At 32.8% G+C, this 24,866-nt stretch carries 19 protein-coding genes and 1 pseudogene; 14 read left to right on the forward strand and 6 right to left on the reverse strand.

All coding sequences use genetic code 11. From position 1 onward, the window contains the following. Window positions 1-4: 4 nt before the first annotated feature. The 3 genes from U472_RS07795 to U472_RS07805 all read left to right on the forward strand — a co-directional run bounded on the left by U472_RS07795 (window position 5) and on the right by U472_RS07805 (window position 5,290). The gene (locus U472_RS07795) at window positions 5-1,540 is read left to right on the forward strand and encodes a polyamine aminopropyltransferase (protein WP_068717147.1); all 1,536 of its coding nucleotides are present in this window, start codon (window positions 5-7) and stop codon (window positions 1,538-1,540) included. 19 nt (window positions 1,541-1,559) lie between these two features. Further along, a complete protein-coding gene (locus U472_RS07800; protein ID WP_068717149.1) occupies window positions 1,560-2,576 on the forward strand; it encodes a potassium channel family protein in 1,017 nt (338 codons plus the stop codon). Between the two features lie 326 nt (window positions 2,577-2,902). Then, entirely contained in the window at window positions 2,903-5,290 is a 2,388-nt protein-coding gene (locus tag U472_RS07805; protein ID WP_068717151.1) for a Lon protease family protein, read from the forward strand. 75 nt (window positions 5,291-5,365) lie between these two features. On the opposite strand, the gene U472_RS07810 is transcribed toward U472_RS07805, so the two are convergent. The 4 genes from U472_RS07810 to U472_RS07825 all read right to left on the reverse strand — a co-directional run bounded on the left by U472_RS07810 (window position 5,366) and on the right by U472_RS07825 (window position 7,475). After that, window positions 5,366-5,812: a threonine/serine exporter family protein gene (locus U472_RS07810; RefSeq protein WP_068717153.1), complete on the reverse strand. Its 447-nt coding sequence runs from the start codon at window positions 5,810-5,812 to the stop codon at window positions 5,366-5,368. After that, a complete protein-coding gene (locus U472_RS07815) occupies window positions 5,809-6,567 on the reverse strand; it encodes a threonine/serine exporter family protein (protein ID WP_068717155.1) in 759 nt (252 codons plus the stop codon). The genes U472_RS07810 and U472_RS07815 overlap by 4 nt, the downstream gene beginning before the upstream one ends. 256 nt (window positions 6,568-6,823) lie before the next feature. Beyond that, entirely contained in the window at window positions 6,824-7,066 is a 243-nt protein-coding gene (locus tag U472_RS07820) for a YkuS family protein (RefSeq protein ID WP_068717157.1), read from the reverse strand. A 157-nt stretch (window positions 7,067-7,223) separates the two neighbouring features. Then, entirely contained in the window at window positions 7,224-7,475 is a 252-nt protein-coding gene (locus U472_RS07825; RefSeq protein ID WP_068717159.1) for a YkuS family protein, read from the reverse strand. 336 nt (window positions 7,476-7,811) lie between these two features. Here U472_RS07825 and U472_RS07830 point away from each other — a divergent pair, with 336 nt between their 5' ends. Next, complete coding sequence (locus U472_RS07830; RefSeq protein WP_068717161.1) at window positions 7,812-9,245, forward strand: diguanylate cyclase; 1,434 nt, start codon at window positions 7,812-7,814, stop codon at window positions 9,243-9,245. 88 nt (window positions 9,246-9,333) lie between these two features. On the opposite strand, the gene U472_RS07835 is transcribed toward U472_RS07830, so the two are convergent. Beyond that, window positions 9,334-10,635, reverse strand: coding sequence for an ATP-binding protein (locus U472_RS07835; RefSeq protein ID WP_068717163.1), 1,302 nt, complete (start codon window positions 10,633-10,635; stop codon window positions 9,334-9,336). Between the two features lie 250 nt (window positions 10,636-10,885). Here U472_RS07835 and U472_RS17670 point away from each other — a divergent pair. The 3 genes and pseudogenes from U472_RS17670 to U472_RS07840 all read left to right on the forward strand — a co-directional run. Further along, a pseudogene (locus tag U472_RS17670) lies at window positions 10,886-11,140 on the forward strand (MarR family winged helix-turn-helix transcriptional regulator); the annotation flags it as partial. A 17-nt stretch (window positions 11,141-11,157) separates the two neighbouring features. Beyond that, window positions 11,158-11,331, forward strand: coding sequence for a hypothetical protein (locus U472_RS16780; RefSeq protein ID WP_176714127.1), 174 nt, complete (start codon window positions 11,158-11,160; stop codon window positions 11,329-11,331). Between the two features lie 92 nt (window positions 11,332-11,423). Next, entirely contained in the window at window positions 11,424-11,780 is a 357-nt protein-coding gene (locus U472_RS07840; protein ID WP_068717165.1) for a hypothetical protein, read from the forward strand. Between the two features lie 488 nt (window positions 11,781-12,268). On the opposite strand, the gene U472_RS07845 is transcribed toward U472_RS07840, so the two are convergent. Beyond that, the gene (locus U472_RS07845) at window positions 12,269-13,498 is read right to left on the reverse strand and encodes a DUF2225 domain-containing protein (protein WP_068717167.1); all 1,230 of its coding nucleotides are present in this window, start codon (window positions 13,496-13,498) and stop codon (window positions 12,269-12,271) included. Window positions 13,499-14,311: 813 nt separating this feature from the next. On the opposite strand from U472_RS07845, the gene U472_RS07850 reads away from it, so the two are divergent. The 7 genes from U472_RS07850 to U472_RS07880 all read left to right on the forward strand — a co-directional run bounded on the left by U472_RS07850 (window position 14,312) and on the right by U472_RS07880 (window position 24,721). Beyond that, a complete protein-coding gene (locus tag U472_RS07850) occupies window positions 14,312-14,995 on the forward strand; it encodes a methyl-accepting chemotaxis protein (protein WP_245684762.1) in 684 nt (227 codons plus the stop codon). Between the two features lie 21 nt (window positions 14,996-15,016). After that, window positions 15,017-15,310, forward strand: coding sequence for a DUF503 domain-containing protein (locus U472_RS07855; RefSeq protein WP_218059050.1), 294 nt, complete (start codon window positions 15,017-15,019; stop codon window positions 15,308-15,310). Window positions 15,311-15,419: 109 nt separating this feature from the next. Next, on the forward strand, window positions 15,420-16,160 hold the full coding sequence (locus tag U472_RS07860) for an MBL fold metallo-hydrolase (RefSeq protein ID WP_068717171.1): 741 nt from the start codon (window positions 15,420-15,422) through the stop codon (window positions 16,158-16,160). 236 nt (window positions 16,161-16,396) lie between these two features. Then, complete coding sequence (locus U472_RS07865) at window positions 16,397-16,942, forward strand: LysM peptidoglycan-binding domain-containing protein (RefSeq protein ID WP_245684763.1); 546 nt, start codon at window positions 16,397-16,399, stop codon at window positions 16,940-16,942. A gap of 315 nt (window positions 16,943-17,257) precedes the next feature. Continuing rightward, window positions 17,258-21,760 (forward strand): glutamate synthase large subunit, encoded by a 4,503-nt coding sequence (gltB, locus tag U472_RS07870; protein ID WP_068717173.1) that lies wholly within the window; start codon window positions 17,258-17,260, stop codon window positions 21,758-21,760. Further along, window positions 21,760-23,211 carry a glutamate synthase subunit beta gene (locus tag U472_RS07875; RefSeq protein WP_068717175.1) on the forward strand — a complete coding sequence of 484 codons (1,452 nt, stop codon included), beginning with the start codon at window positions 21,760-21,762 and terminating at the stop codon, window positions 23,209-23,211. The genes gltB and U472_RS07875 overlap by 1 nt, the downstream gene beginning before the upstream one ends. A gap of 298 nt (window positions 23,212-23,509) precedes the next feature. Then, complete coding sequence (locus U472_RS07880; RefSeq protein WP_068717177.1) at window positions 23,510-24,721, forward strand: hypothetical protein; 1,212 nt, start codon at window positions 23,510-23,512, stop codon at window positions 24,719-24,721. The last annotated feature ends 145 nt before the right edge of the window (window positions 24,722-24,866 follow it).

Consider the following 24,866-nt stretch of genomic DNA (forward strand, 5'->3'; position numbering starts at 1 on the left):
AGTTATGGCTAGAGAAAAGAATTTAGAAGATATTAAGATAATAGCTCCATTAATGTTCTGTGCCTTTTTTGTATCAATCTCTGGGATTACATATCAGTTAATTATAGGAGGAATATCATCATACCTATTGGGCAATAGTGTCTATCAATTCTCTATAACTATAGGGCTATTTATGACGGCTCTAGGAATTGGTTCACTACTCTCAAAGTATGTTGAAGAGGGTTTGATGAGTAAATTTATGTTAGTGGAGACATTACTAGGCTTGGTTGGTGGAATCTCTGGTGTGCTATTATTCTATAGTTATGCTATTTCGGAGCTTTATATAGTTATAATGTTCTTATTGATTATAACTATTGGTTCATTAACAGGTTTAGAGTTACCTTTATTGACTAGAATTATTGAGGAGTATGAGGATTTGAAGATAACTCTTGCTAATGTCTTATCGGCCGATTATATTGGAGGATTGATTGGCTCCTTATTATTTCCTATTATCCTCTTACCTAACTTTGGATTTATTAAGACTAGCTATATTATGGGGATTTTGAATTTAGTTGTAGCAGGAATAGTCTATTTTAAATATAGAAACAGGATGAAGCTGGATAAATTCATTGGAGTATTTCTAGTCTTAATTTTAATCTCATTAACTGTTGGAATTATTACAGTTAAGGGTACTGAAGAGTATATAGAACAGAAGCTATATCAGGATAAGGTAGTCTACTCTAAGCAGAGTAAGTATCAAAAGATTGTAATAACTAAGAATAAAGATGATGTTAGGCTATTTTTAAATGGTAATATACAGTTCTCTTCTAGAGATGAATATCGTTACCATGAACCCTTAGTTCATCCTGCTATGAGCCTTGTAAATAGGAGAAGCAGGATTTTAATTTTGGGTGGTGGAGATGGCTTAGTCGTTAGAGAACTATTGAAGTATCCAGAGGTTGAAGAGATTGATTTAGTAGATTTAGATAAGAGTATGACCGATCTAGGGCAGAACTCTAAGTATCTACTAAAGTTTAACCAAGGTTCGTTGGCTGATAAGAGGGTTAAGATTTATAACCAGGATGCCTATCAGTACTTAGAAGAGAGTGCTAAGAGTTATAATCTAGTAATAGTAGATTTACCAGACCCTAATGACGAAAGTTTGAACAAGCTATATACAGTGAACTTTTATCAGATGATATATGATCATTTGAAAAATCAAGGGGTGGTTGTTGTTCAATCTACTTCTCCTTACTTCGCTAGCAGAGCTTTTTGGATGATCCATCATACTATTAACAAGGCTGGTTTTTATACTAGACCTTATCATGCTTACTTAGCCTCCTTTGGAGATTGGGGCTTTAACTTAGGAACTAAGGGGTTTGAATTTGAGGTTAAGGATCTAAAAGTAGAGGTAGATACAAGGTTTTTAACCACAGAGATGTTACCAAGCTTATTTTATTTTGGAGATGATATATTCAAGATTAAGAAAGAGGTAGGGGTCAATACTTTGACTAGACCGTCATTGATTAGAGAGTATAACCGGGCTTGGGAGGATTATTGATTAAGGAGGACATTCTAGAATGTTTAATGTGTTAGTTCAGTATTTTAAGAAGTTTAAATTTAAATTAGACCGTCATACCTTTCATTGGCTGATATTTATTGCGATTCTTATTATAGTCTCAAGTGCCGCCTTGATTATGTTGGTAGAGCCTGATGAGCAGTTTGCTAACTTTATAGATGCTTTATGGTGGGCGATTGTAACAGCTACTACTGTTGGTTATGGTGACAAGTATGCTGTTACTATATTAGGTCGTATCATATCTATTGTAGTTATGTTATTAGGAATTGGAATTGTTGGAGGCATTACAGCAAAATTGGCTGATATCTTTATTGACTTTAAAAGAAGAAGGGAGTTAGGTGAATTGGAGGCTGAATATAGTGGTCATATAGTAATTTGTGGTTGGAGCAATAAAGCTAAGGAGATAATCAATCAGATTTTAAATGAGGATATTGATAGAAAGCAGATAGTCTTAGTTGCTGATATTGAGCGAGACCCTTTTCCAGATAATAATTTGGTACATTTTGTTCGTGGTGATATTACCAGAGAAGAGGTTCTCAAAAGAGCTGGTGTGCAAAGGGCTAAAAGCGCAATTGTCTTAAATTCTGATGAGAATGATGCTACCACTGTATTGACAGTACTGACTATCGAAACTCTTAATCCTGATATCTATACTATAGCTGAGATTAGCAGTAGTGAGAACAAAATTCATTTAAAAAATGCTAATGTTGATGAGATAATAGTCAACAATCAAATTAATAGTCAATTAATGGTGCGTTCAGCTTTGTATCAGGGGACGTCCCAAGTTATCAGTGAACTATTATCAAATGAGAGTGGTAATGAGATTTATATCTTTGCTGCTGATAAGCAGGATGTAGGCAAGATTTTTTTAGATGTATTTACCAAATATAAACGAGAAGATGATATAATTCTATTAGGAATTAAACGGAAAGATAAGATTATCACTAATCCTGCTAATGATGAAGAAGTAAAGAGTGGAGATAAGTACTTTTATATTGCTAAAACTAAAGCTAAATAAGATTTTTGAGGGAAGCCGTGGGGCTTCTTTTTCTTTTTGGGGAATATTCTGTTATTTGACTTTAGAGTGAAGCTTAATGGGTGTAAAATACAGTGACGAGTAACAGATGATAGGTTAAGTTTTTTTATTTGTTGCTTGTCACTTATTACTCATTACTAAATTATCGTATTATCTACCTTTAATTTCATAATTAAATCTGATTCTAAAGTTGGGGCTGTGTATCGATTTAAATCACTATTTTCATATTTATATTCAATTAATTTCAAATATGATTATCAAAATTGGCATTGCTAAAATATACTATTATCAGAAAGGAGGGAAAGAGGATGAATGAGTATAGATTGAGTGTTGAACGTTTGAAGAATAGATGTACTTTAGAGGGAATTGATTTTGAAACAACAGCAGATGTTGAACCTGCTAAAGAGATTATTGGACAAAAGGAAGCTGTTAAGGCGATAAATTTTGGGCTAGATATCGATCATCCTGGTTATAATATTTTTGTTGTTAATTTTTCTGGTTGTAAGGAATTAGAATATATTAAAGCCTTGGTAAGTAAGAAGGCCCAAGGGGAAAGAAAGTCGGTTGATTGGTGTTATGTCTATAACTTCTCTAATCCAAGTAAGCCTAGATATTTAAAGTTGGCAGTAGGATTAGGAAGAGAGTTTAAAAGAGATATGGAAGATCTTATAGATAATATAGAGGGTGATATTGCTGAATTATTTGCTGGAGAAGAGTATATTAAACAGAAGAGAGAGATAAAGAGTAAATATCAGAAGATAAGTACTGGACTTATCAATACAGTTCAAGAGAAAGTCAAGGAGGCTGGTTATCTCTTAGAGAGGGAGAAAGGTGGTTTTGCGATTATCCCTATCAAAGATGATGAAAGTCCAATGAGAGAAGAAGAGTATAAGAACTTATCACAGAAAGAGCAGGATCAGATCAATGAAGATACTAGAAAGATTCAACAGTTATTAGACCAATCTTTTACTAAAATTGAGAAATGGAATGAAGAATTTACTAAAGAGATTGAGAGTCTGGATTATCAATTAGCTGAAAATATTATAGATAACTATTTAGATGAGTTGATTCAAAAATATTCAGATTTTGATAAAGTAGTAGATTATTTAGGTGAGGTAAGAGATGATATATTACATAATTTGGATGATTTTAAAGAACCTGATGAGCCAAATAACTCTTTATTATTCTTTGCAGAGGATAACAGTAAAGATTATTCTACAAAATATGAGGTCAATCTCTTAGTTGATAATAGCAATGTAGAGGGAAGCCCAGTAATTGTAGAGAGTAACCCTACCTATTATAATTTAAATGGTAGAGTTGAATATAGTAATAAATCTGGAGAGTTAGCTACAGATTTTACCCATATCCGCTCAGGTTCTTTGCATCAAGCTAATGGGGGATATTTAATTTTAGAAGCTAAAGATTTATTAACCAATTTTAAGTCATGGCAGTTGATTAAGAGGGTCTTAAAGTCTAGAAGATTGAAGATGGAGCATATAGGTGAAGAATTCGATAAGATTCCTCTAGCAACCTTAGAGCCTCAACCGATACCTATCGATGTTAAGATTGTAATTATTGGAGATATTGAGTTATACTATCTTCTTTATCAATATGATCAAGAGTTTAAAGAGTTATTTAAAGTAAAGTCTGATTTTAAAAGAGAGATGGAGCTAAGTCAAGAGAGTACTTATCAGATAGTCCAATTTATCAGTCGTGAGTGCCAAGAGAATGGTTTTTTACACCTTAACCGTCAGGCTGTAGCTAAGATAATCGAGTATCTTTCCCGAAGAGTAGATAGTCAGAAGAAGGTTACTACTAAATTTACAATCATAACTGATCTATTATGTGAAGCAGATGAATGGGCTAGGTTGGAGGGAAGAGATATAATTGGTAAAGAAGAGATAGAAAAGAGTATAATTGAGAGAATTAAGCGTTCTTCCAATTATGAAGAGAGAATACAGGAATTATATCGTAAACACAAGTTATTAATTGAAAGTGAAGGATGGAAGGTAGGAGAGATCAATGGTCTATCGGTATTGGACTTAGGTGAATATTCTTTTGGTAAGCCTGTTAAGATTACAGCATCGGTCTATAAAGGTAATCGTGGAGTCGTTAATATTGAAAGGGAGACAAAGATGAGTGGTAAGATTCATAATAAAGGACTATTGATCTTAACGGCTTATTTAGGTGAGAAGTTTGCCCAAGAGGTACCGCTATCTTTATCAGCTAGTCTCTGCTTTGAACAGCTCTATTCGGGAATAGATGGTGATAGTGCTTCAAGTACTGAGCTATATGTTCTATTGTCAGCTTTAGCAGAGGTTCCAATCAATCAGGGAATAGCAGTAACTGGTTCTATCAATCAAAAAGGAGAGGTCCAACCAATTGGTGGTGTCAATGAGAAGATAGAAGGATTCTTCAAACTATGTAAGAGTAGAGGGTTAACTGGTGAGCAAGGTGTAATAATTCCAATCCAGAATGTTGAAGATTTGATGCTATCTGATGAGGTGATAGCAGCAGTAGCGAAAGAGGAGTTTAATATCTATGCTATTAGCAATGTAGAAGAGGGACTTGAGATTCTAACAGGTAAGAAAGCTGGTCAAGTTCAAGATAACGGAACATACCCTGAAGGAACTATTAATTATCTCGTTCAAGAAAAGATAAATAAATGGTCTAAAGATAATAATGAAGAAGAATAGTCTAAATGAAAAGCGACCTTTAAGGTCGCTTTCTTGTCTTATTAAATGATTAGATTATTTGTTCTATTTACTGGCTTAAGAGTTTATCTTTCTTTTAAATTCCTTGTAATATCTAGCTCCTGCCCCTACAATAGCCGTAGCAAAGGCGATAGCACCAGCTATCATTAAGGTGTTAATTCCCTTTTCTAGGCCTTTGATGTATTCACCTTGGAGGATAAAGAGCATAGTATTATAGGCAGGTATTCCTGGTACCAAGGGAATAATCCCAGCTATAACAAAGATGGTTACAGGGATTTTCATTATTCTAGCAAATATCTCACTACAAATTCCTACAATAATAGATGCTATAAAAGATGAGATAACAACATTGTAAGAGGTTAGCTGTTCAAGGATGATAAAGCTCCCCCAACAGATAGTACCAGTTAACCCTAATAGCCATAAACTCTTCTTAGGTGCTTGAAAGATAGAACCAAAGGTTATTACTGTGATAAAAGAAGCCAATAATTCTAATATAATATTCATCGATAAAGCACCCCCAAAGAGAGAGCTGCTCCCACAGCCAAGCTAATAGCAATTAAGGTTGCTTCAATACCTCGACTAGTAGCTGAAATAAGATCTCCACTGATTGCATCACGGATAGAGTTGGTTAAAGCAACCCCTGGGACGAAGGGTAAGATGGCACTTACTGTTATTATCCCTAGATTATCGCCCAAGCCATGTTTATAACAGAATAATGAGATGATTCCTCCAATAAATCCTGCTACTATTTCAGGGATAAAGTTGATATCCCCTAAAAATCCCATCTTTTTGATAACAATTTGGGCACCTAAGCTGGCTAAGATTGAAGGAATTATATTGATATAACTTGCTCTCATTAAGATAACATTCATAGAGACTCCAAAAGAGATAAATAATAATCCAAACTTTAATTTTGTTTTAGGTTTTCCTTCATTTATAGCCCTTAATTCAGCCATTGCTTCTTGGTAAGTTAGGGTTTTTGCTTGTAAGTTTCGTGAAAAGCTATTGACTTGACTTATTTTAGTCAAATTTATCCTTCTTTTATGTATTCTTTTGACTATTGTTTCTGAGCTACCCTGCCCATCATCGATTGAGATAAAGATACCAGTTGGCGTTACTAAACTATCTACATACTTTATCCCATAGGCATGGCAGATACGATTCATAGTATCTTCAGTTCTATATATCTCTCCACCATTACTGAGAATGATATTTCCAGCATAAGCTGCAATATTTAAGATCTGCTTTGGTGCAATCATTTTAACACCCCTTTTATTAGAAATAAGCTTTCTCTATTGTAACATAAGTTAAGGTGGAATTTAAAGTAAGTTTTGATTTTAATTTTAGTTTTTATATGACATATATGAGTTGGTTTTAGAGGATATCCTTCAAAAAATGTCTTTTAATTGAATTGATTAAAGATTTGCTCACTTTTTTAAAGTAAGAATATCTCTCTATTGATTCATTTTTATTTACTGATAGTTATAATAAAAAAACCGCCAAAATGGCGATTTTTTAAACCAATCTATCTTTGAGTTCACTTTTAACCTCTTCTGCTGAAAGTCCTTTAGCGTTGATAATTTGGGCTTTGCTTTGGATATTAGACATATTCATCATATTATTGTCTGCTCCTGTAACTACAATTGCATCAACATTCTGCATAGTATTGTTATTTAAGTCAGCTACCTCAAAACCATCTTTCTTTAATGCTTCTTTGATATTTGATAAAGAACCTTCTACTGCAATTTTACCCTTCATATAAAGTCGCCCCTTTAATTAATATTTTTATTGTTTTTTAAAATTTAATCCTTTAATATTTTGGCCTTAAATTATTAATAGAATACATTAATTTTCATAATTAATACTAATTAATAAACCTATAAATTAAAATAACCGCCTTATAAGGCGGTTATTTCTAAATCAATCCAGATACTCCATTTTCAATCATATTCTTTATCTCTTCAGCAGAATGACCTTGACCATTGATTATTGGAGTAGCAATTTCTCTCTTCTCCATTAAGTCATGGTCATCTCCATTGGTAATAACTGCTGAAACATCTCCTAGATTATCAGCATTTAAATCATCAATCTCATAACCATATAGGTGAAGATGCTTCTTTAAATTTGATAAGCTCCCATCCACTGCAATTCTACGATTGATATCCATAATTTAACGACCGCCTTTCTTGTTAAGTGTTTTATTATAAATTCTTTTATTATTTTGGCTTTAAGCCTAATATAAAATACATGAAGTTCTGGTATTTATTTTATTTTTGATTGGTATGAATTACTAATTATTGATAATTTGATAATAATCTCTGATTTTTATTTAGAACTTTAATTAAGTTGACTAATATAGTTATTTAAAATAATTAAATGGTATCTTTAAAGATTAATACTTTTAAGCTCTATTTAATATAATGTAGATAAAGCTTTGATTTTTCAGCTATTTTTATCAATTATTTCAAGGGCAGTGTCTTAAGTGGGGAGGAGGGAAGCTTTTGTGAGTAGTTCGCACAAAGGAGTAAAGAAGGATAAGAGAAGTAATTTAAATACAAGTACTAATATTTATCGAGTCTTGTTTGAAGAGACGGCCACTGCTATGTTAATCAGTGATGAGGATAATCGGATATCCTTGGTCAATAGAGAGTTAGAGAATTTAATTGGCTATTCTAAAGATGAGTTGGAAGGAAAGATGGGTTTGGAAGATTTTATTAGGTTAGAAGACGTAAAAAAGATTAACTGCTACTACAAACAGCGTAGAAGAGATGATGATATCACTAATAATTATGAGGTTGAAATTATTCACAAATTAGGAATAGAGAGAATAGCATTACTACAAATTAGCTTGATTAATAATTGTAAGAGAAGTATAATATCTTTAATAGATATCACAGAGCGTAAGAGGTTAGAGGAGAAAATGATTTATTTAGGCTATCATGATGATTTGACAGGGCTTTATAATCGTTATTATTATGAAGAGATGATTGGAAAATTAAATAGGGTAGATAAACTACCATTAAGTATAGTCATTGCAGATAGTAACTGCTTGAAGATGGTCAATGATACTTTTGGACATGAAGCAGGGGATAGAGTTATACAGATTATAGCTGATATTTTGCAGGACAATACTAGAGAGAAGGATATCGTAGCCCGTTGGGGTGGCGATGAATTTGGTATCTTATTACCTAATACCTCATTGAGAGATGCAATTAAAATTATTGAGAGAATACGAGTATCATGTAGAAAGTGGGATAAAGGATTAGTAACTCCTAGCATTGCTTTAGGCGTAGCTACTAAGACAGAGGTTGATCAATGTATAAGAAAGATAATTAATATAGCAGAAAATAGAATGTATAATGATAAATTAAAGAATAAAAGAAGTGTAGATAATTCATTGATTATCTCCTTAGAAAGGTCTTTATTGAGCAAAGATCATGAAATTGGCAAGCATATTAGAAGGGTAAGAACCTTGGCTTTGAAATTTGGGAAGGCTTTAAATCTATCTTCAGAAGAGTTGAAGAATCTCTCTTTATTAGCTCGCTTACACGACATTGGTAAATTAGGAGTATCAGAGAGGATATTTAATAAGAAGGATGCTTTGACTGTTGAAGAGTTGGATCAACTCAAAAGGCATTGTGAAATCGGTTATCGAGTTGTTAGGAACTTTCAGGAACTATTACCTATTGCTAACTCTATTTTATTTCATCACGAGCGATGGGATGGAAAAGGTTATCCTCAAGGGTTGGAGGGAAAAGAGATACCGCTTTTAGCAAGGATTATCAGTATAGTAGACTTCTATGAAATGATAACTAGAGAGAGAAGCTATCAGAAGAAAAATTCTCACAAAGAGGCTCTAGAAGAGCTAGAAAAGCATAAAGGAACAAAATTTGATCCAGAATTAGTAGATAAGTTTATTAATAGTAATATTTTTTAAGAGAGCAACTCTAATTATATATAATTAGAGTTGCTCTCTTATTCTTAGTTAAGTTATTTATTCAAAATGAATTGAATCAACTTTAGAGTTACATTTCACCTAATAGGTAATCAATAAATTGCTGGGCTGTCCTACCTGAGCGTCCATTATTCCACATCTCCCATTGAATTGCTCTTTCTTTTAATTCTTCAGCAGATAGATTGATATTATTCTGTTTAGCCAATTCCTTAACTATTTTTAGATAATCCTTCTGTTGTGGGGACTCATAGGAGATAGTGATACCAAAACGGCTAGCTAGAGATATCTTTTCTTGAATCGCATCAGATAAGTGAATCTCGCCACTCTCCTGATCGCGATCACTCCATTTCTCTTTAATTAAGTGTCTACGATTTGAAGTAGCATAGAATAAGACATTATTTGGCTTTACCTCTACTCCACCTTCAATAATTGCTTTCATATACTTATACTCTGTTTCAAAGTCTTCAAAGGAGAGGTCATCCATAAAGATAATAAAGTATAGTCCCCGATCTTTAAGTATCTCCAATATCTTTGGTAATTCTCTCATCTGATATTTAGCAAGTTCAATCAAACGTAGACCCTGTGGAGCATATTGGTTCAATAGAGCCTTAATCGATGAAGATTTACCAGTACCACTATCTCCATATAGAAGTACATTATTAGCAGGCTTATTATTTAAAAAGGCTTCAGTATTTTTGATTAACTTCTCCTTTTGGCTCTCATATCCTATCAACTCTTTAAAGGTAATTGGATCACTATTGTTAATACCTATTAAGGAACTATCATCCCATCTGAAGGCTTTATAATAGGCTACTTTCCCAGCACCAAAAGTATGATAATAGTTGCTAAGTTTCTCTAGTAGAATTTCTACAGAGTCGATATTATCAAAATCTCTTTTTAATTTTTCTAGTCTTTCTTGATAATGATTTTGATATCTTCTGTTGGATTTTGAGGGGGAGAAGTTATTAATAAATTTCTCCTCCTTAATATTTAGAAGTTGAGCAAGGTCATTGAGATTGAAATTATATATCTCTATGAGAATCTTTAGGTCATTAAGAGCCAATTGATATATAGTCCCTTTTAAGTCTTTATCCTTTTCACAGGCAAGACTAAAAGGGTTTTTGTCTTTAATAATTAGATTGAGGAGATAGTTCTGCCAAAGGTTTTCTTTATGCCCTTCCTCTTCACTAATTCTAATTAATTCAGCTAATAGATCATAATAATCTACCTGTAACTCTTCCACAGATGATTCTTTTTTGAGCTTTGAAAGTAGATTGCTAAATTTTTGAAGCAACTTATCTGCTAAAATCCCCCTATAAATCAGTAGTTTATTCAATTTTGAAAAAGAATCAGTTGTTGCTAAACTATCCATGTATATTTATCCCTCCAAGAATCATGTTCTAGTTGCTAACTATTTCGACATCAAGTTAAATAGACCTTTAAATCTACTCTAACAATTACTAGCCTTACACTTTCTTAATATAGAAATTAATAGAATAGAGAGATAATGCGACAGTTTTACTTCAGTTTATAGTGTACAGTTAACAGTTAAAAGGTCTTTAAAACTGGAGAAAATTACTGTTTGAACGAAGCAAAAATTGAACTAAAATTTAGAGTTTAGTTCAGTAACAGTAATAGTTGATGCTTTAGTAGAGGATAATTTAGTCAAAAGATATAGAGATAGTGATGATAGAAGAGTAGTTTTATTAGAAGTAACAAGTCAAGGAAGAGAGAAACTGAATCAGATATTAGAATCTAGGCAGAAGTTCTTACAAAAATGCTTAAATAAGCTTGAGATTAATGAGCAACATAAGTTGATTGCCTTATTGACTCCAATTCTAGATTATATGGAGGATTATTTTGAATCTTATAATTAAATAGAAGGGTGGATATTATGGTTGATTTAGCAGAGAATAAGACGCCAAGAGAGATTAGAAGGAGCATATTTAATTTAGCTTGGCTAGCAGTATTAAGAATGTTCTTACAGAGTATAGTAGGAGTAATAGATTTTATCATGATAGGTAGCTTAGGTGCTACGGCTATTGCTGCTGTAGATATGAGTAAATAGGTTGATTATGGTGATTATAGGAGCTATGACAGCCTATTGCTTTAATAGCCCAGTCTATTGGTGCTAAAGATAAAGAGAAGGCCAATAAGATAATGGTTAACTCACTGACCACTGGGGTGTTTTTGGCTATAATTTTAGCGGTGTTAGGAGTTTTATTTTTAAGCGAATTCTTAAAAGCAATGATGGTATTAATGGAAGAAGTTGATAATAATGTTCTAAATCAAGGTAGTATCTATTTGAAGATTGTCTCTGCTTCAATGATCTTTGGTTTACCAATAATGATATCTTTAATTATAGTAGTTTCAATTATTTTACTCTTAGTATCCTCTAGTTACCATGCAGAATATAAAAAAGAGTTAAAGGATAAAGAAGAATATATTATAATGGAAAGTAGTAATTTTCTATATAAGGCTTATTCCGCTGACTATATTAGCTGGGATGATAATTAGGATTTAGCTAACTCAATTGATATAGAGTATGAAGAAGTAAATTGATTGCATATTTATATAGAAACTCTTCAGAAGTTGTATAGTTTAGTAATATAGGTAGCTTTTGAAGAGATTTTGTTTTCAAATAATTTGTAGCAAAAGAAGGAAAAAATCATAATTTGTAGAATTCTCAATAAATATATACTTTCTATGATCAGTTGATAGGTGAGGTGTATATTTAATAAGCGGTCATTATATTGGTTAGTAATCAGTATGAAACTCTCCACTATAAACTTTCAACTATAAACTTATATTTTTGGGGTGATGAAGGTGAGTGAAAAAGTTAGAGAAGAAGAGTATGATTTTGAAGAGGATGTAGAGATGGCTGTTAAGGAGATTATGGAAATTCTATTTCCAGAAGAGAAGGAAGAGCTTTAGTAGCTTATTGCCTTACATATTTGTGGGTTTAGAGAGTTCCTGTGAACTCTCTTTTTTTATGTTCTATATATTTACTCCTTCTCTCTTCTTTTTTCTTCTCTAATCTCTATAAATTTATCTCTAGCCATCTCTTTATAGACTCTCTTAATTTGAGGATTACGGACTAAAGTATCCAATAATGGTAAGGCCTCATCTTTTAAGCCATGCTTATAAAATAAGAAGGATAGTAAAAGTGTTATTTTGTTATTTTTACTATTTGAAAGCCTACTATGGTATTCTTTAAAATAAAATTCACGCAAATACTCCATTGCATTAAAAGAAGCCTCTTTAGCCAATTTTTCTTCAGCTACATCTTCATAAAGCCAACTTAACTTCAACCACAAATAAGCAAGTTTTTCCTTACTAGCTTCAATTAAATTATATGATTCAATAGCTAAATAATAAGCATCAAAGACTTCATTTAGTTTTCTAGGTTCACTATAAGTTGGCTGGTAATTGGTACCTAAAATCTCCTGTACTCTGGCTTTAAACACCTCTTTTATCCTTCTTTTTCTACTATTACTTAGATCAAAAAAGTCATCCTTACTAGCTGTATAAAGGCATTTTGAGCATATCCAGATCTTATACCAATCTGGATTGAAGTCCTTATAAATTGGACGTAAATCATCTCTTGTCTCTTCAAGGCGTAAACGGGAATTTCGTATCTCCTTAACCTCTATCTTAGTAGAACAGATAGGGCAGTTAATAGTCTTATCATAAAGATAGTAATCAAAATCCTTTCCAGCTACCTCTGTATACTTACAATGACCATTAAGATAAAAGTTAGAGGTACTTTTGATTTCTTCTTTTTGTTCTGTATCTTCTTTGTTTTTGCTATTTAATTCCTCTTGTTTGGAAGGATTACTTAGCTTTTGAAATTCAATTACTGGTCGTTGTAAAAGTTCAATTCTAGAGCAAAGAGATCTTATTATCTTTTCATTTAAAATAGTTTGATTAGCTATTAATTTTTTAAAGTTTTCAGGAGAAAACTCTATTAAGGTACTATCTTCATAGGTAGTTGCTCTAGCAGAATGTTTCTTTAATCCCAGTAATGCTAATTCTCCCAAAATATCTTCAGTACTAAGACGAGCAACCTCTTTCTCTTGTTCATCCTTATCTTTTATAAATAGTCTAACTAAACCTTTAATAATTAGATAAACCTTATCTGCTGACTCTCCATAACTAAAAATATTTTCACCAGCAGTTCTTTGTTGATAACTACCATATTTAGATAATAAAGTATATAACGAACCGTTATTCATTAATTCATCTACCTTTCTAAATTTAATAAGAATTGAAACTTAGTATTATTGATTCTTAATCATATCTAAAATCAAAGGCTAAAAAATACAATATAATAATATCATAGAATTATTTGATATACTAGAGTTGCTTTTGCTAAGTTACTAGATATCTGAAGATAGCTTAGATAAACTAAAAAAATTACTTAGCACTTATTATAAAACAGAAAAATTTATAAATATATATAATTTGTTTTTTGATATATAGGAAAAATGATTGATTTATTATTCATTCAGTTTATTATAATAATCCAATTTTAGAGTAGAATTTAAATAATAGATATTGTGACACTTTCGTATTAGTTGACAGTTAAGGTCTCTAAAGTTGAAGAAAATTTCTGTTTGAATGAAGCAAGTACTCTAAAAATAATTAGTTTAAGATGATTTTTGAATTAGGACTCTTGAATTCATTAATTTCAATGAATGTTGATTGCGTAGTGAGTAGGATTTGACACAGAAGGTTATTATTTCAAACCCGAAGAACTACGCCTGAAGAAGTACTCTTGGGGTGAAATCTAATATTTTGTTTACTTTTTAAAAAGTAAAAGTGTCCCAATATCCCCATTGAATTTCACCTTAAAATTCTTTATATATAATTCTTATATTAAAATATTTTACTAGGGTAATTTATCTCCGTTTATTTTGACAATCTATCATATCTATAGTAATCTAAATAAGTAATTCTAAATTTACTCAAATTTAAGCTGGGGATACTTAAATATTATATAATTTAATATTATACAGATTAAGCTAACCTTTGGGGAGGGGATTAAAGTGGCAACTGGTAATATTACTAAGCAAATGAAATTAGGGATAATTGGTGGAGGCGAGATAGGTAAAAAGTTACTAGAGATATTTTTGAAGATGGATTCTATTAAAGTAGAATATATTTCAGATATAAATAATGATGCTCCAGGTATAAGAATGGCAGAAAAAAAGAAGATTAAGACTACATCTAATATGATGGAAGTAGTTAAAGACCATAGTTTAGATTTAATTCTTGAGGTTACTGGTGTCAGTGAAGTATTATCAGCTATTGAAGATAATAAGGGGGAGAATACAGAACTAATCAGCAGTGAAGGGTCATATTTAGTTTATAATGTGATTGAAGAGTATAATAATTTTCAGAATCAATTACTAACAACAGTAATTAATCATCTAAATCAAGTATATCAAGAGATAGAGGATGACTCTCAAAATATTAATAAGCTCTTAGAACAGATTCAACGGATTACTAAGAATCTAAATATGTTAGCTTTAAATGCCTCTATTGAGGCTGCTAGAGCAGATGCAAAGCAAGGTAATGGTAAAGGATTTGCTATAGTAGCAGATGAGGTAAAGAACCTATCAAGTAGATCTAGTCAATTGGTAGATAATATTGAGGAGATAAATAAGGATATTAGAGATCTAAATGGTAGAATTTCAGAGGTAGTAGAGGAACTTAAGGGTAATGGCTAGAATAAATATGTAGATGAGGTGATGATTAGCATGATAGTGGGATTTTGTACAATAGAATTGAGAATCCCGATGAGCCATTCTCTAAAGAATAAGCGAGGAATATTAAAGAGTATTATCAACCGAATTAAAAATCGATTTAATGTATCTATTGCAGAAGTTGCTAATCATGATGATTGGAAATTAGCAACTGTGGGAATAGTAACAATAAGCAATGACACCGTCTATATACAACAGTTATTAAATAAAGTAATAGAATATATAGAAAATAATTATCTAGATGTTCAATTATTTAATCATATTATAGAGTTTTTGTAATTAGTGGTAATCGACTAATAAATACTAAGAATTTTGGGTAGAACTAGGTCTCTATCCTAATAGTTTAATATATGAAACATTAATAAGTTTTTATAAGGGGGAAATAATTATGGCTAAAGAAGCTACGATTTACCATTTATATCATAGTGGGGTGGCAGTTAAGACAGCAAATCACTTTTTAATCTTCGATTATTATAATGATACTCCTAATAAAGGAAATAGAAATATTGTCAATGGTGTAATTACTAAGGATATTCTTAAACGTGAGGATAATATTATTGTTTTTGTAACTCATAATCATCATGATCACTTTAATCCAGTTATCTTTGAATGGGAACAGATGAACCCTGATATTACGTATATCCTAAGTGATGATGTTGAGGCAGAGGAAGAGGATAATCGTTACACTATAAGCAAGTATCAAGAAATTAATTGGGAGAATGATATCTATATTAAAGCTTATGGCAGTACTGATCAAGGGTTATCTTACTATGTTGAAGTAGATGGATTGAAGATATTCCATGCTGGTGATTTAAACTGGTGGGATTGGAAGAGGTTTAGTGAAGAAGAAAGGAAGGTAGAAGAGGAAGATTACAAAAGAGAGGTTGAAAAGTTAACAGAGAAAGAGGTTGACTTAGCCTTTGTACCTGTTGATCCCAGATTAGAAGATAGTTATTACTTAGCAGGAAGGTATTTTGCTGAAACAATTAAGCCTCAAATGATAGTACCTATTCACTTTACCCACAAATATGATATCACTAAGAAGTTCTCTCAACAACTTAAAGATTTACAAGTAGATGGAGCAATTATTGAAAGACGTGGTGAAAAGATTAAATTTAGAAAATATTAAATTAAGAAAGTGATATACAATACTGTATTTCCTAAACCAGACATGTCATGTCTGGTTTTTTAAATTGGTAGAAGAAGACAACAACTATCTTAAAAATCAGAAATTATACTATTAAAATTTTTGTCTAGACCAACAAAAATATAACAGATGGCTTGTAATAATTCCCATTGATAAATCACATCTCTAATAACTATGAATATAATATTGTATATTATTTTTGATAAAGAGGTGATATTTTGGGAGAATATAATAAGAGTAAAATAGAGTTACAGCAAGCTCCACCAAATACTGAGGCTTATCAAATCAAAGCAGGTGATACACTTTACTCATTGGCTCAGCGCTTTAACACAACAGTATCTGCAATTATTTCTGCCAACCCTGAGATAGATCCTGATAATTTACAGGTTGGAGATAAGATATTTATACCATTACAAAAAGAGTATCCATCTTGCCCAGAAGGAAATTACTATACTATCAAAGCAGGTGATAGTTTCTATGCTATAGCAGATAGGTTTAATATATCAGTAGATGACTTGCAGGAAGCTAATCCTTATGTTGAACCTAATAACCTCAAAGTTGGTGAAGTAATCTGTATACCTTTAGCTACTCCACCTGTAGAATGCCCTCAAGGATCGATTCTTTATATCGTAAAAAAGGGAGATACCTTTTACTCTATAGCTAAAAAATATAAGATTTCAGTAGCTGAATTAAGAGATGCTAATCCAAGAATTAATCCTGATGAATTATTAATTGGTCAAAAAATTTGTATTCCTGTTGATTAAGAATTAGTATTTGGATTAATTTTAAAATTAAAGTTGAGTTTTACCAGCTTAAAAAGCTGGTTTTTTTATAGCAAGATACTAAAAACACGTACATTTATACTTGAGTTTATTATTTTTATTAGTTTATTTTCTAATATGATATTGTTTCTTTTATAATTTACTTATCTTAGTCGAATTTTGTTTGATTTTTACCTTGATATCAAGTATAATAATAGAACAAGATTTTTTATTATGAAATTCTTTTTCATATTATGAAAAGTTAAAGTCGTAAATAATGTAAAATTATTAATAATAGCTAGTAGAGGAGGAGTAGAGATGATTACAAGAAGAAATATGCCTTTACCAGAAGGATTATATTATCCTCAGTTTGAGAGGGATAATTGTGGTGTAGGATTTATTACCAAAATAGATGGTGAAAAGAGCCATGAGGTAGTAGAGAAGGGACTAGAGATTTTAGAGAGATTAGAACACAGAGGAGCAGTAGGAGCAGACCCAGAAACTGGAGACGGTGCTGGTATTTTAATGCAATTGCCTGATGAGTTTTTAAGAACAAAGATGGTAGAGCAGGGTGTAAAATTACCAGCTATAGGTGAATATGGGGTAGGGATGATCTTTTTACCTCGTAAATTAGATGAGAGTTTATTAGCAGAAGGAATTATTGAGAAGATTATTCAAGAAGAAGGACAAGAGGTATTAGGGTGGCGTGATGTACCAGTTGTGGTTGATGCAATCGGTGAAACAGCAGCTAGTACTTTGCCAGTGATTAAACAGGTATTTGTTAAGAAAGCTGAAGGCTTGGATAACTTTGAATTAAAATTATATATTATTAGAAAGAGAATTGAAAAGGCTATCGAAGAGAGTGAGATTAAGAACGCTGAATTATTCAGTATTCCTAGCTTTTCTAGCAGAGTTTTAGTATATAAAGGATTAATCTTACCAGAGCAGATGAAGAAATTCTACTTAGACTTGGAAGATAAGAGTCTAAAATCGGCTATCGCTTTAGTACATCAACGTTTTAGTACTAATACATTCCCATCTTGGGATTTAGCACAGCCTTTTAGATATCTAGCACATAATGGTGAGATTAATACTCTGACAGGAAACCATAACTGGATGATTGCTAGAGAACCAGATTTGGCTTGTGATACTATAGGGGATGATATAAGTAAGTTATTCCCAATCACCGATTCTAGAGATAGTGACTCGGCTAATCTAGATCATGCTTTTGAATTATTAGTAGCTTCTGGAATGAGTTTGATTGAGGCTATGACTATGTTAGTTCCTGAGCCATGGGAGAAGAATCAATTCTTAAAAGAAGAGGTTCGGGATTATTATGAATATAATGCTGGTTTAATGGAGCCTTGGGATGGTCCAGCAGCTATTGCCTTTACTGATGGTGTGCAAATAGGTGCTACTTTAGACCGTAATGGTTTAAGACCCGCTAGATATACAGTTACTAAGGATGGCTATGTAATCCTAGCTTCAGAGGTAGGAACATTAGAAATTGACCCTACAAATATTGCAGAGAGCCGTAGATTACAGCCAGGTAAGATGTTATTAATCGATACAGCAGAGGGTAAAATCTACTCTGATGAAGAGATTAAGGAGAAGGTTAGTACAGCTAAGCCTTATGGTGAGTGGTTGAAGAAGAATAAAAAATATTTAAAGGATTTGGCAGGAGATAAAGAGCGTTATAGTGAAGATTTTGATACTTTAATTACTAGGTTAAAGAGTTTTGGTTACAGCCGAGAAGACTTAAGTGTGATCATTGGACCTATGGCTGAGAACAAGAAGGAAGCAATTGGTTCTATGGGTAATGATGAGCCATTAGCTGTTCTATCTAATCGTGCTAAGTCATTATTTGATTACTTTAAACAGTTATTTGCACAGGTAACAAACCCACCAATCGACCCGATTCGTGAAGAGATAGTTATGTCTTTAAAGACAAATATTGGAGTTAAGGGTAATGTTTTAGAGAAGACTGAAGACAAGGCTAAGACTATTGAATTAGAGTCTCCAATCTTAAGTAATGGAGATTTAGATAAGATTATCCACTTAAATGATCAAGACTTTAGAGCTAAGGTTATTCCTATGGTCTTTGATCCTGAGGAAAAGAATGGTTTAGAGAAAGGGTTAAATCGATTATTTAAGTATGCTAAAGAGAGTATTGAAGCTGGGAATAATATTTTAGTGTTAAGTGATCGTAAGGTTGATGACTTTAATGCTCCAATTCCAGCATTATTAGCAACTTCAGCATTGCATAATTATCTAATCAAAGAAGGTAAGAGAAATGGTATAGATATTATTGTAGAGACTGGAGAGGCTAGAGAGGTAATGCACTTTGCCTTATTAATTGGTTATGGTGCATTAGCAGTTAATCCTTATTTGGCTTTAGAGAGTATCTCTTATATGAATGACAAAGAGCTTTACTTATCTTCTGGAGATGAAGAGCAGAAGGTAGAACGTAAGAAAGCTTATATCAAAGCTATCAATAAGGGTCTGTTAAAGATTATGTCTAAGATGGGTATCTCTACAATCCAGAGTTACCGTGGGGCACAGATCTTTGAGGCTGTTGGTTTAAGTCAAGAGTTTATCGATAGATACTTCCCAAATACTACTTCTAGAATTGAAGGTATTGGTCTTGATGTTCTAGAGCAAGAAGTTCTTATTAATCATAAGAAGGCCTTTAAAGATACTAGAACTAATAATGATGATTTGTTAGAGAATGAAGGTAAATATAAGTGGCGTCCTAAAGGTGAAAAGCATCTATTCAGCCCAGAGGCTATCGCTACTTTACAACATGCTGCTAAAGTAAATGATTATAATATCTATAAAGAGTATGCTGAAATGATCAATAATCAAGCAAATAATCTATCTACAATCAGAGGGCTCTTTAAGTTCAAAAATCAGAACCCAATTCCAATTGAAGAGGTAGAACCTGTTGAAGAGATCAGAAAACGTTTTGTAACAGGTGCTATGTCTTATGGTTCTATTTCTAAGGAAGCTCATGAGACTATTGCTAAAGCTATGAATGCTATTGGTGGTATGTCCAACTCTGGAGAGGGTGGAGAAGATCCAGAGAGATTCAAGGATGATAGAAGAAGTGCAATCAAGCAGGTTGCTTCAGGACGTTTTGGAGTAACTACTGAATATTTAGTAAATGCTGATGAGTTACAGATTAAGATGGCTCAAGGTGCTAAGCCAGGAGAAGGTGGACATTTACCAGGGCGTAAGGTAAGTGAGGAGATTGCAAGAGTTCGCCATACTTCACCAGGTATTGATTTGATTTCACCACCACCTCATCATGATATTTACTCAATTGAGGATTTAGCCCAGTTAATCTTTGATCTTAAAAATGTTAATCCTGAGGCAAGAGTAAGTGTTAAATTGGTATCTCGAATTGGTATCGGTACAATTGCAGCAGGTGTATCTAAGGCCCATGCTGATATGATCTTAGTCTCTGGTTATGATGGGGGAACAGGAGCAGCACCACTTACTTCTATTAAGCATACAGGACTACCTTGGGAGTTAGGATTATCTGAGACTCACCAAGTATTGGTTAAGAATAACCTTAGAGGTAGGGTAAGAGTACAAGCAGATGGTCAGATGAAGACTGGTAGAGATATTGCAATTGCTGCTTTATTAGGAGCAGAAGAGTATGGGTTCTCTACAAGCTCACTAGTAGTTTTAGGTTGTATTATGATGAGAGCTTGCCATAGTAATACTTGTCCAGTAGGTGTAGCTACTCAGAACCCTGAATTACGTAAGAGATTTAATGGAAAAGTAGAAGATTTAATCAACTTCTTTACTTTCGTTGCTCAAGAGATGAGAGAAATTATGGCAGAGTTAGGTTTTAGAACCGTTGATGAAATGATTGGTAGAGTAGATAAGCTAGAGATGAATGATGCTATTAAGCATTGGAAATCTCAAGGGATCGATTTAAGTAAGATTTTACATCAACCAACTTTACCTAAGAAGATTGCTAATAGATGTGTAGAAGCTCAAGATCATGGTATCGATGATATCCTTGATCGTAAGTTAATTGAACTTGCCCAGCCTGCTTTAGAAAATGGTGAGAAGGTAGAGTTAGACCTTGATATCTATAATGTTAATCGTACTACAGGAACTATGTTAAGTGGTGAGATTGCTAAGCGTTATGGTGCTAAGGGACTAGCTGATGATACAATTGCTATCAACTTTAAAGGTTATGCAGGCCAAAGCTTTGGTACCTTTGGTATGCAGGGATTGACTTTAAACTTAGAAGGTCAAGCAAATGACTATATCGGTAAAGGTCTATTTGGTGCCAAGATTATCATTAAGAAGCCTCAAGAGTCTGACTTCAAAGCTCATGAGAATATCATCGGTGGTAATACTATCCTTTATGGAGCGATCCGTGGTCAGTTATACATGAATGGTATTGCTGGTGAGAGATTTGCTGTAAGAAACTCTGGAGCTTCTGCAGTAGTTGAAGGTGTAGGAGACCATTGCTGTGAATATATGACTGGTGGTAGAGTAGTAGTCTTAGGAGAGACAGGTCGTAACTTTGGTGCTGGTATGAGTGGTGGTATCGCTTATGTATATGATATCGATGGCGGATTTGCTGATAGATTAAATACAGGTATGGTAAATATAGATGAATTAGATGATCATGATATAGCAGAACTTAAATCTTTAATTGAAAATCATGCTAATTATACTGATAGTGAACGTGCTCAAGAGATTTTAGCTGATTGGGATAATAGCTTAGGTAAGTTTGTCAAGGTTATTTCTCCAGCTTACAAGCAATTGTTGGCTAAGAGTAGGAAGGAGGCAGAATAATGGGGAAATTAGGAGGATTTTTAGAATATAATCGTGAACCAAGAAAGAAGCGTAGTGTAGAAGAGAGAGTTAAAGATTATAAACAGGTCTATGAACCTATCGAAGAGGATTATATTACTAGACAGAGTGCTAGATGTATGGATTGTGGAGTTCCATTCTGTAGTTTCTCTTGTCCAGTAAATAACCTCTGTCCAGAATGGAATGACCTTGTTCATAAGAGAGAATGGAAGCAAGCATTAGAGAATTTACACAGTACAAATAACTTCCCAGACTTTACAGGGCGAGTCTGCCCTGCCCCTTGTGAGGGAGGATGTGTTTTGGGTATCAATGATGATCCAGTATCTATTAAAAATATCGAATTTTCTATCTCTGAAAGGGGTTGGGAAGAAGGTTGGATTAAGCCTCAACCACCTAAGGTTAGAACTGGAAAGAAAGTTGCTGTAGTTGGTGCTGGACCAGCAGGATTGGCAGCAGCTCAACAGTTAAATCGAATGGGACATTCAGTAACTGTCTTTGAACGTGATGACAAAGCAGGAGGAATGTTAGTTTATGGAATTCCAGATTTCAAGATTGAAAAATGGGTGGTAGAACGCCGTGTAAATCAGATTAAAGAAGAGGGAGTAGAATTTATCTTTAATACTGAAATTGGTACAGACTATCCTGCTGAGAAGTTAGAAGCGGAATTTGATGCTGTAGTGTTGACTGGTGGAGCTAGAGAAGCAAGAGATCTACCAGTACAAGGGCGTAACTTAAAGGGTATTCATTATGCAATGGACTTCTTAACTCAACAAAATAGTATCAATGCTGGTAAAGAGGTTCCAGCAGATGAGAGAATAGATGCTAAAGGGAAGAAAGTACTTGTAATTGGTGGTGGAGATACAGGAGCAGACTGTGTAGGAACTTCTACTAGACAAGGTGCTGAAGCTGTTTATCAAATCGAGTTATTAGATAAACCAGCTAAAGAGAGAACTACAGATAACCCTTGGCCACAGTACCCTCAAATCTTAAGAACATCTACCTCTCATCAAGAGGCTGAAGCTTTTGCTAAGGATGAAGAGTTTGGTGTTAGAGAGTGGTCTATCTTAACTAAGAGCTTTGAAGGTGATGGAGCAGGTAACCTTAAGAAATTTAAAGCTGTTAAGGTTGAATGGGTTGAAGATGAAAATGGTAAGAAGACAATGAAAGAGATTGAAGGTAGTGAATTTACTTTAGATGTAGATTTGGTACTATTAGCTATCGGTTTCGTTCACCCTGAACATGAAGGTATGCTAGAGCAATTAGGATTAGACTTTGATGAGTGTGGAAATGTTCAGACAGATGGTAGCTATCAAACAAGTAAAGCTAAAGTCTTTGCTGCTGGAGATATGAGAAGAGGTGCTTCTTTGATCGTTTGGGCAATTAGAGAAGGACGAGATGTAGCGGAAGCAGTAGACGGATATTTAATGAGTTAAATATCCGTCACGGAGGGTCTTGGTTTTGAAACCCGTAGGGATAAAAATAATTAAATAAACAAACAAAGGAGGGCTTTTAGCCCTCCTTTGTTTGTTTATACAGATAGTAAAAGGTTTTATGGGCCTTGCAGATATAGGATCTAATTCCAGATACCGGTAGAAATTTACTTTAAAATTGAATAATCATAAAAATATGTGTATGTTTCTAATAAAATTTAATTAAAAAAAATGAAAAAGAGCATTGGTTGAAGAATATAAATAATAGTTATTTTTAAAAGGGTTAGGGGTGAGGGAGACTATGGATCAAGAAGAATTGGAGATGAATGTCCAAAATAATTTAGATGATGATAATTTTAATCAAGTGCCTACTTTAGAAGAGAAGAAGTATATAGTTATTCATGGAAAGTTAACTTATGGTGGTCGCAATAAGACCTATGGATTGTTTAGAGCTACTATTAATAGAGATAATGGAGAGTTGATTAATTTAGATGTTGCTTTTAGCAACAAGGATGAAGTAGTATATGTTGAACCAAGTAGTAAGGCTTTTGATAGAATCTTTTCAAAGATATCTGATAAAGAGAAGTTAGCAGGAAGAAGATTAAGGATTTATCTATTAAATAACATAACTAAAAACGAGACCTTTTTATTTGTTGATTTATTAGTTCAAGGGGATTTAGAGCAGATTAAGAATATTTTAAGGTTAAAATTAGAAGACTTTATAAGAGAAGCAGTAGATTTAAGTATACATGGAGAGTTTCAAACTAAAGAAGAGATAAAGTATAGCCATCCCAACTTGATCATTAATGAGGATGATGAATTAGACAATATCGAGGAAGAAATCATTGAATTAGATGTAACCCCTATTATAGCCCCTATTGATGGTAAGAAGATTAGTCAATTTGAGAAGAATGATGAAATCTTAGTTAAAGCTAGAGAAGATAGTTATAATGAATATAGAGATATAATCTTTAATTTTATTGTAGATGCTAATAAGAGGCATATTAAAGGAGTTATTGATTATATTCTTTTTAATGATTCTATTAAGACTTATGATATTATTATTAAATTTTCTTCCAATATATATAGTCAATTACTTATAGAGGCAGAGGATGAGTTAAAGTTGGCTATTCCACCTAAAGAGGAAGAGATAGAAAATATAGAGAAAGATTATGAGTTAATAAAGAAAAGAATTAGAGAAGAGGTTGAAAATGAGCTTAGAAATGAAATAGAGCAAAGGCTACGAGTTGAATTGAAAGCTGAGATAAGAGAAGAGTTAGAAGAAGAGTTAATTGAAAGACTAGAGCAGGAATTGAGAATAGAATTAGAAAGAGAGATAAGAGAGAGGATAGCTAAAGAGGAGGAAGTAGAGAGATTTAAAGAAGGAGATCTTCTATTTAAGAATAAGCCTATAGTTGTTACAAATAAATTAATAATCAATCTATTCATCTGGTTAAATATATTTCTTTTAATTGTATTGGGGCTTTTTTATTACTTTAAGAAACCTTTATAGTTATTGAATTTATAACCTGAATAAATATAAAAATTTTAAGAAGATAAGAGGTATAAAATCCTCTTATTTTTTATTATCGAGTAAATTTTTTTATTGAGGATGAGTTATAATAGTAAAAAATATTCAGCCACAGATTGACACAGGT

This window comes from Orenia metallireducens (genome assembly GCF_001693735.1).
In the GTDB taxonomy this organism is placed as follows: Bacteria; Bacillota; Halanaerobiia; order Halobacteroidales; family Halobacteroidaceae; genus Orenia; species Orenia metallireducens.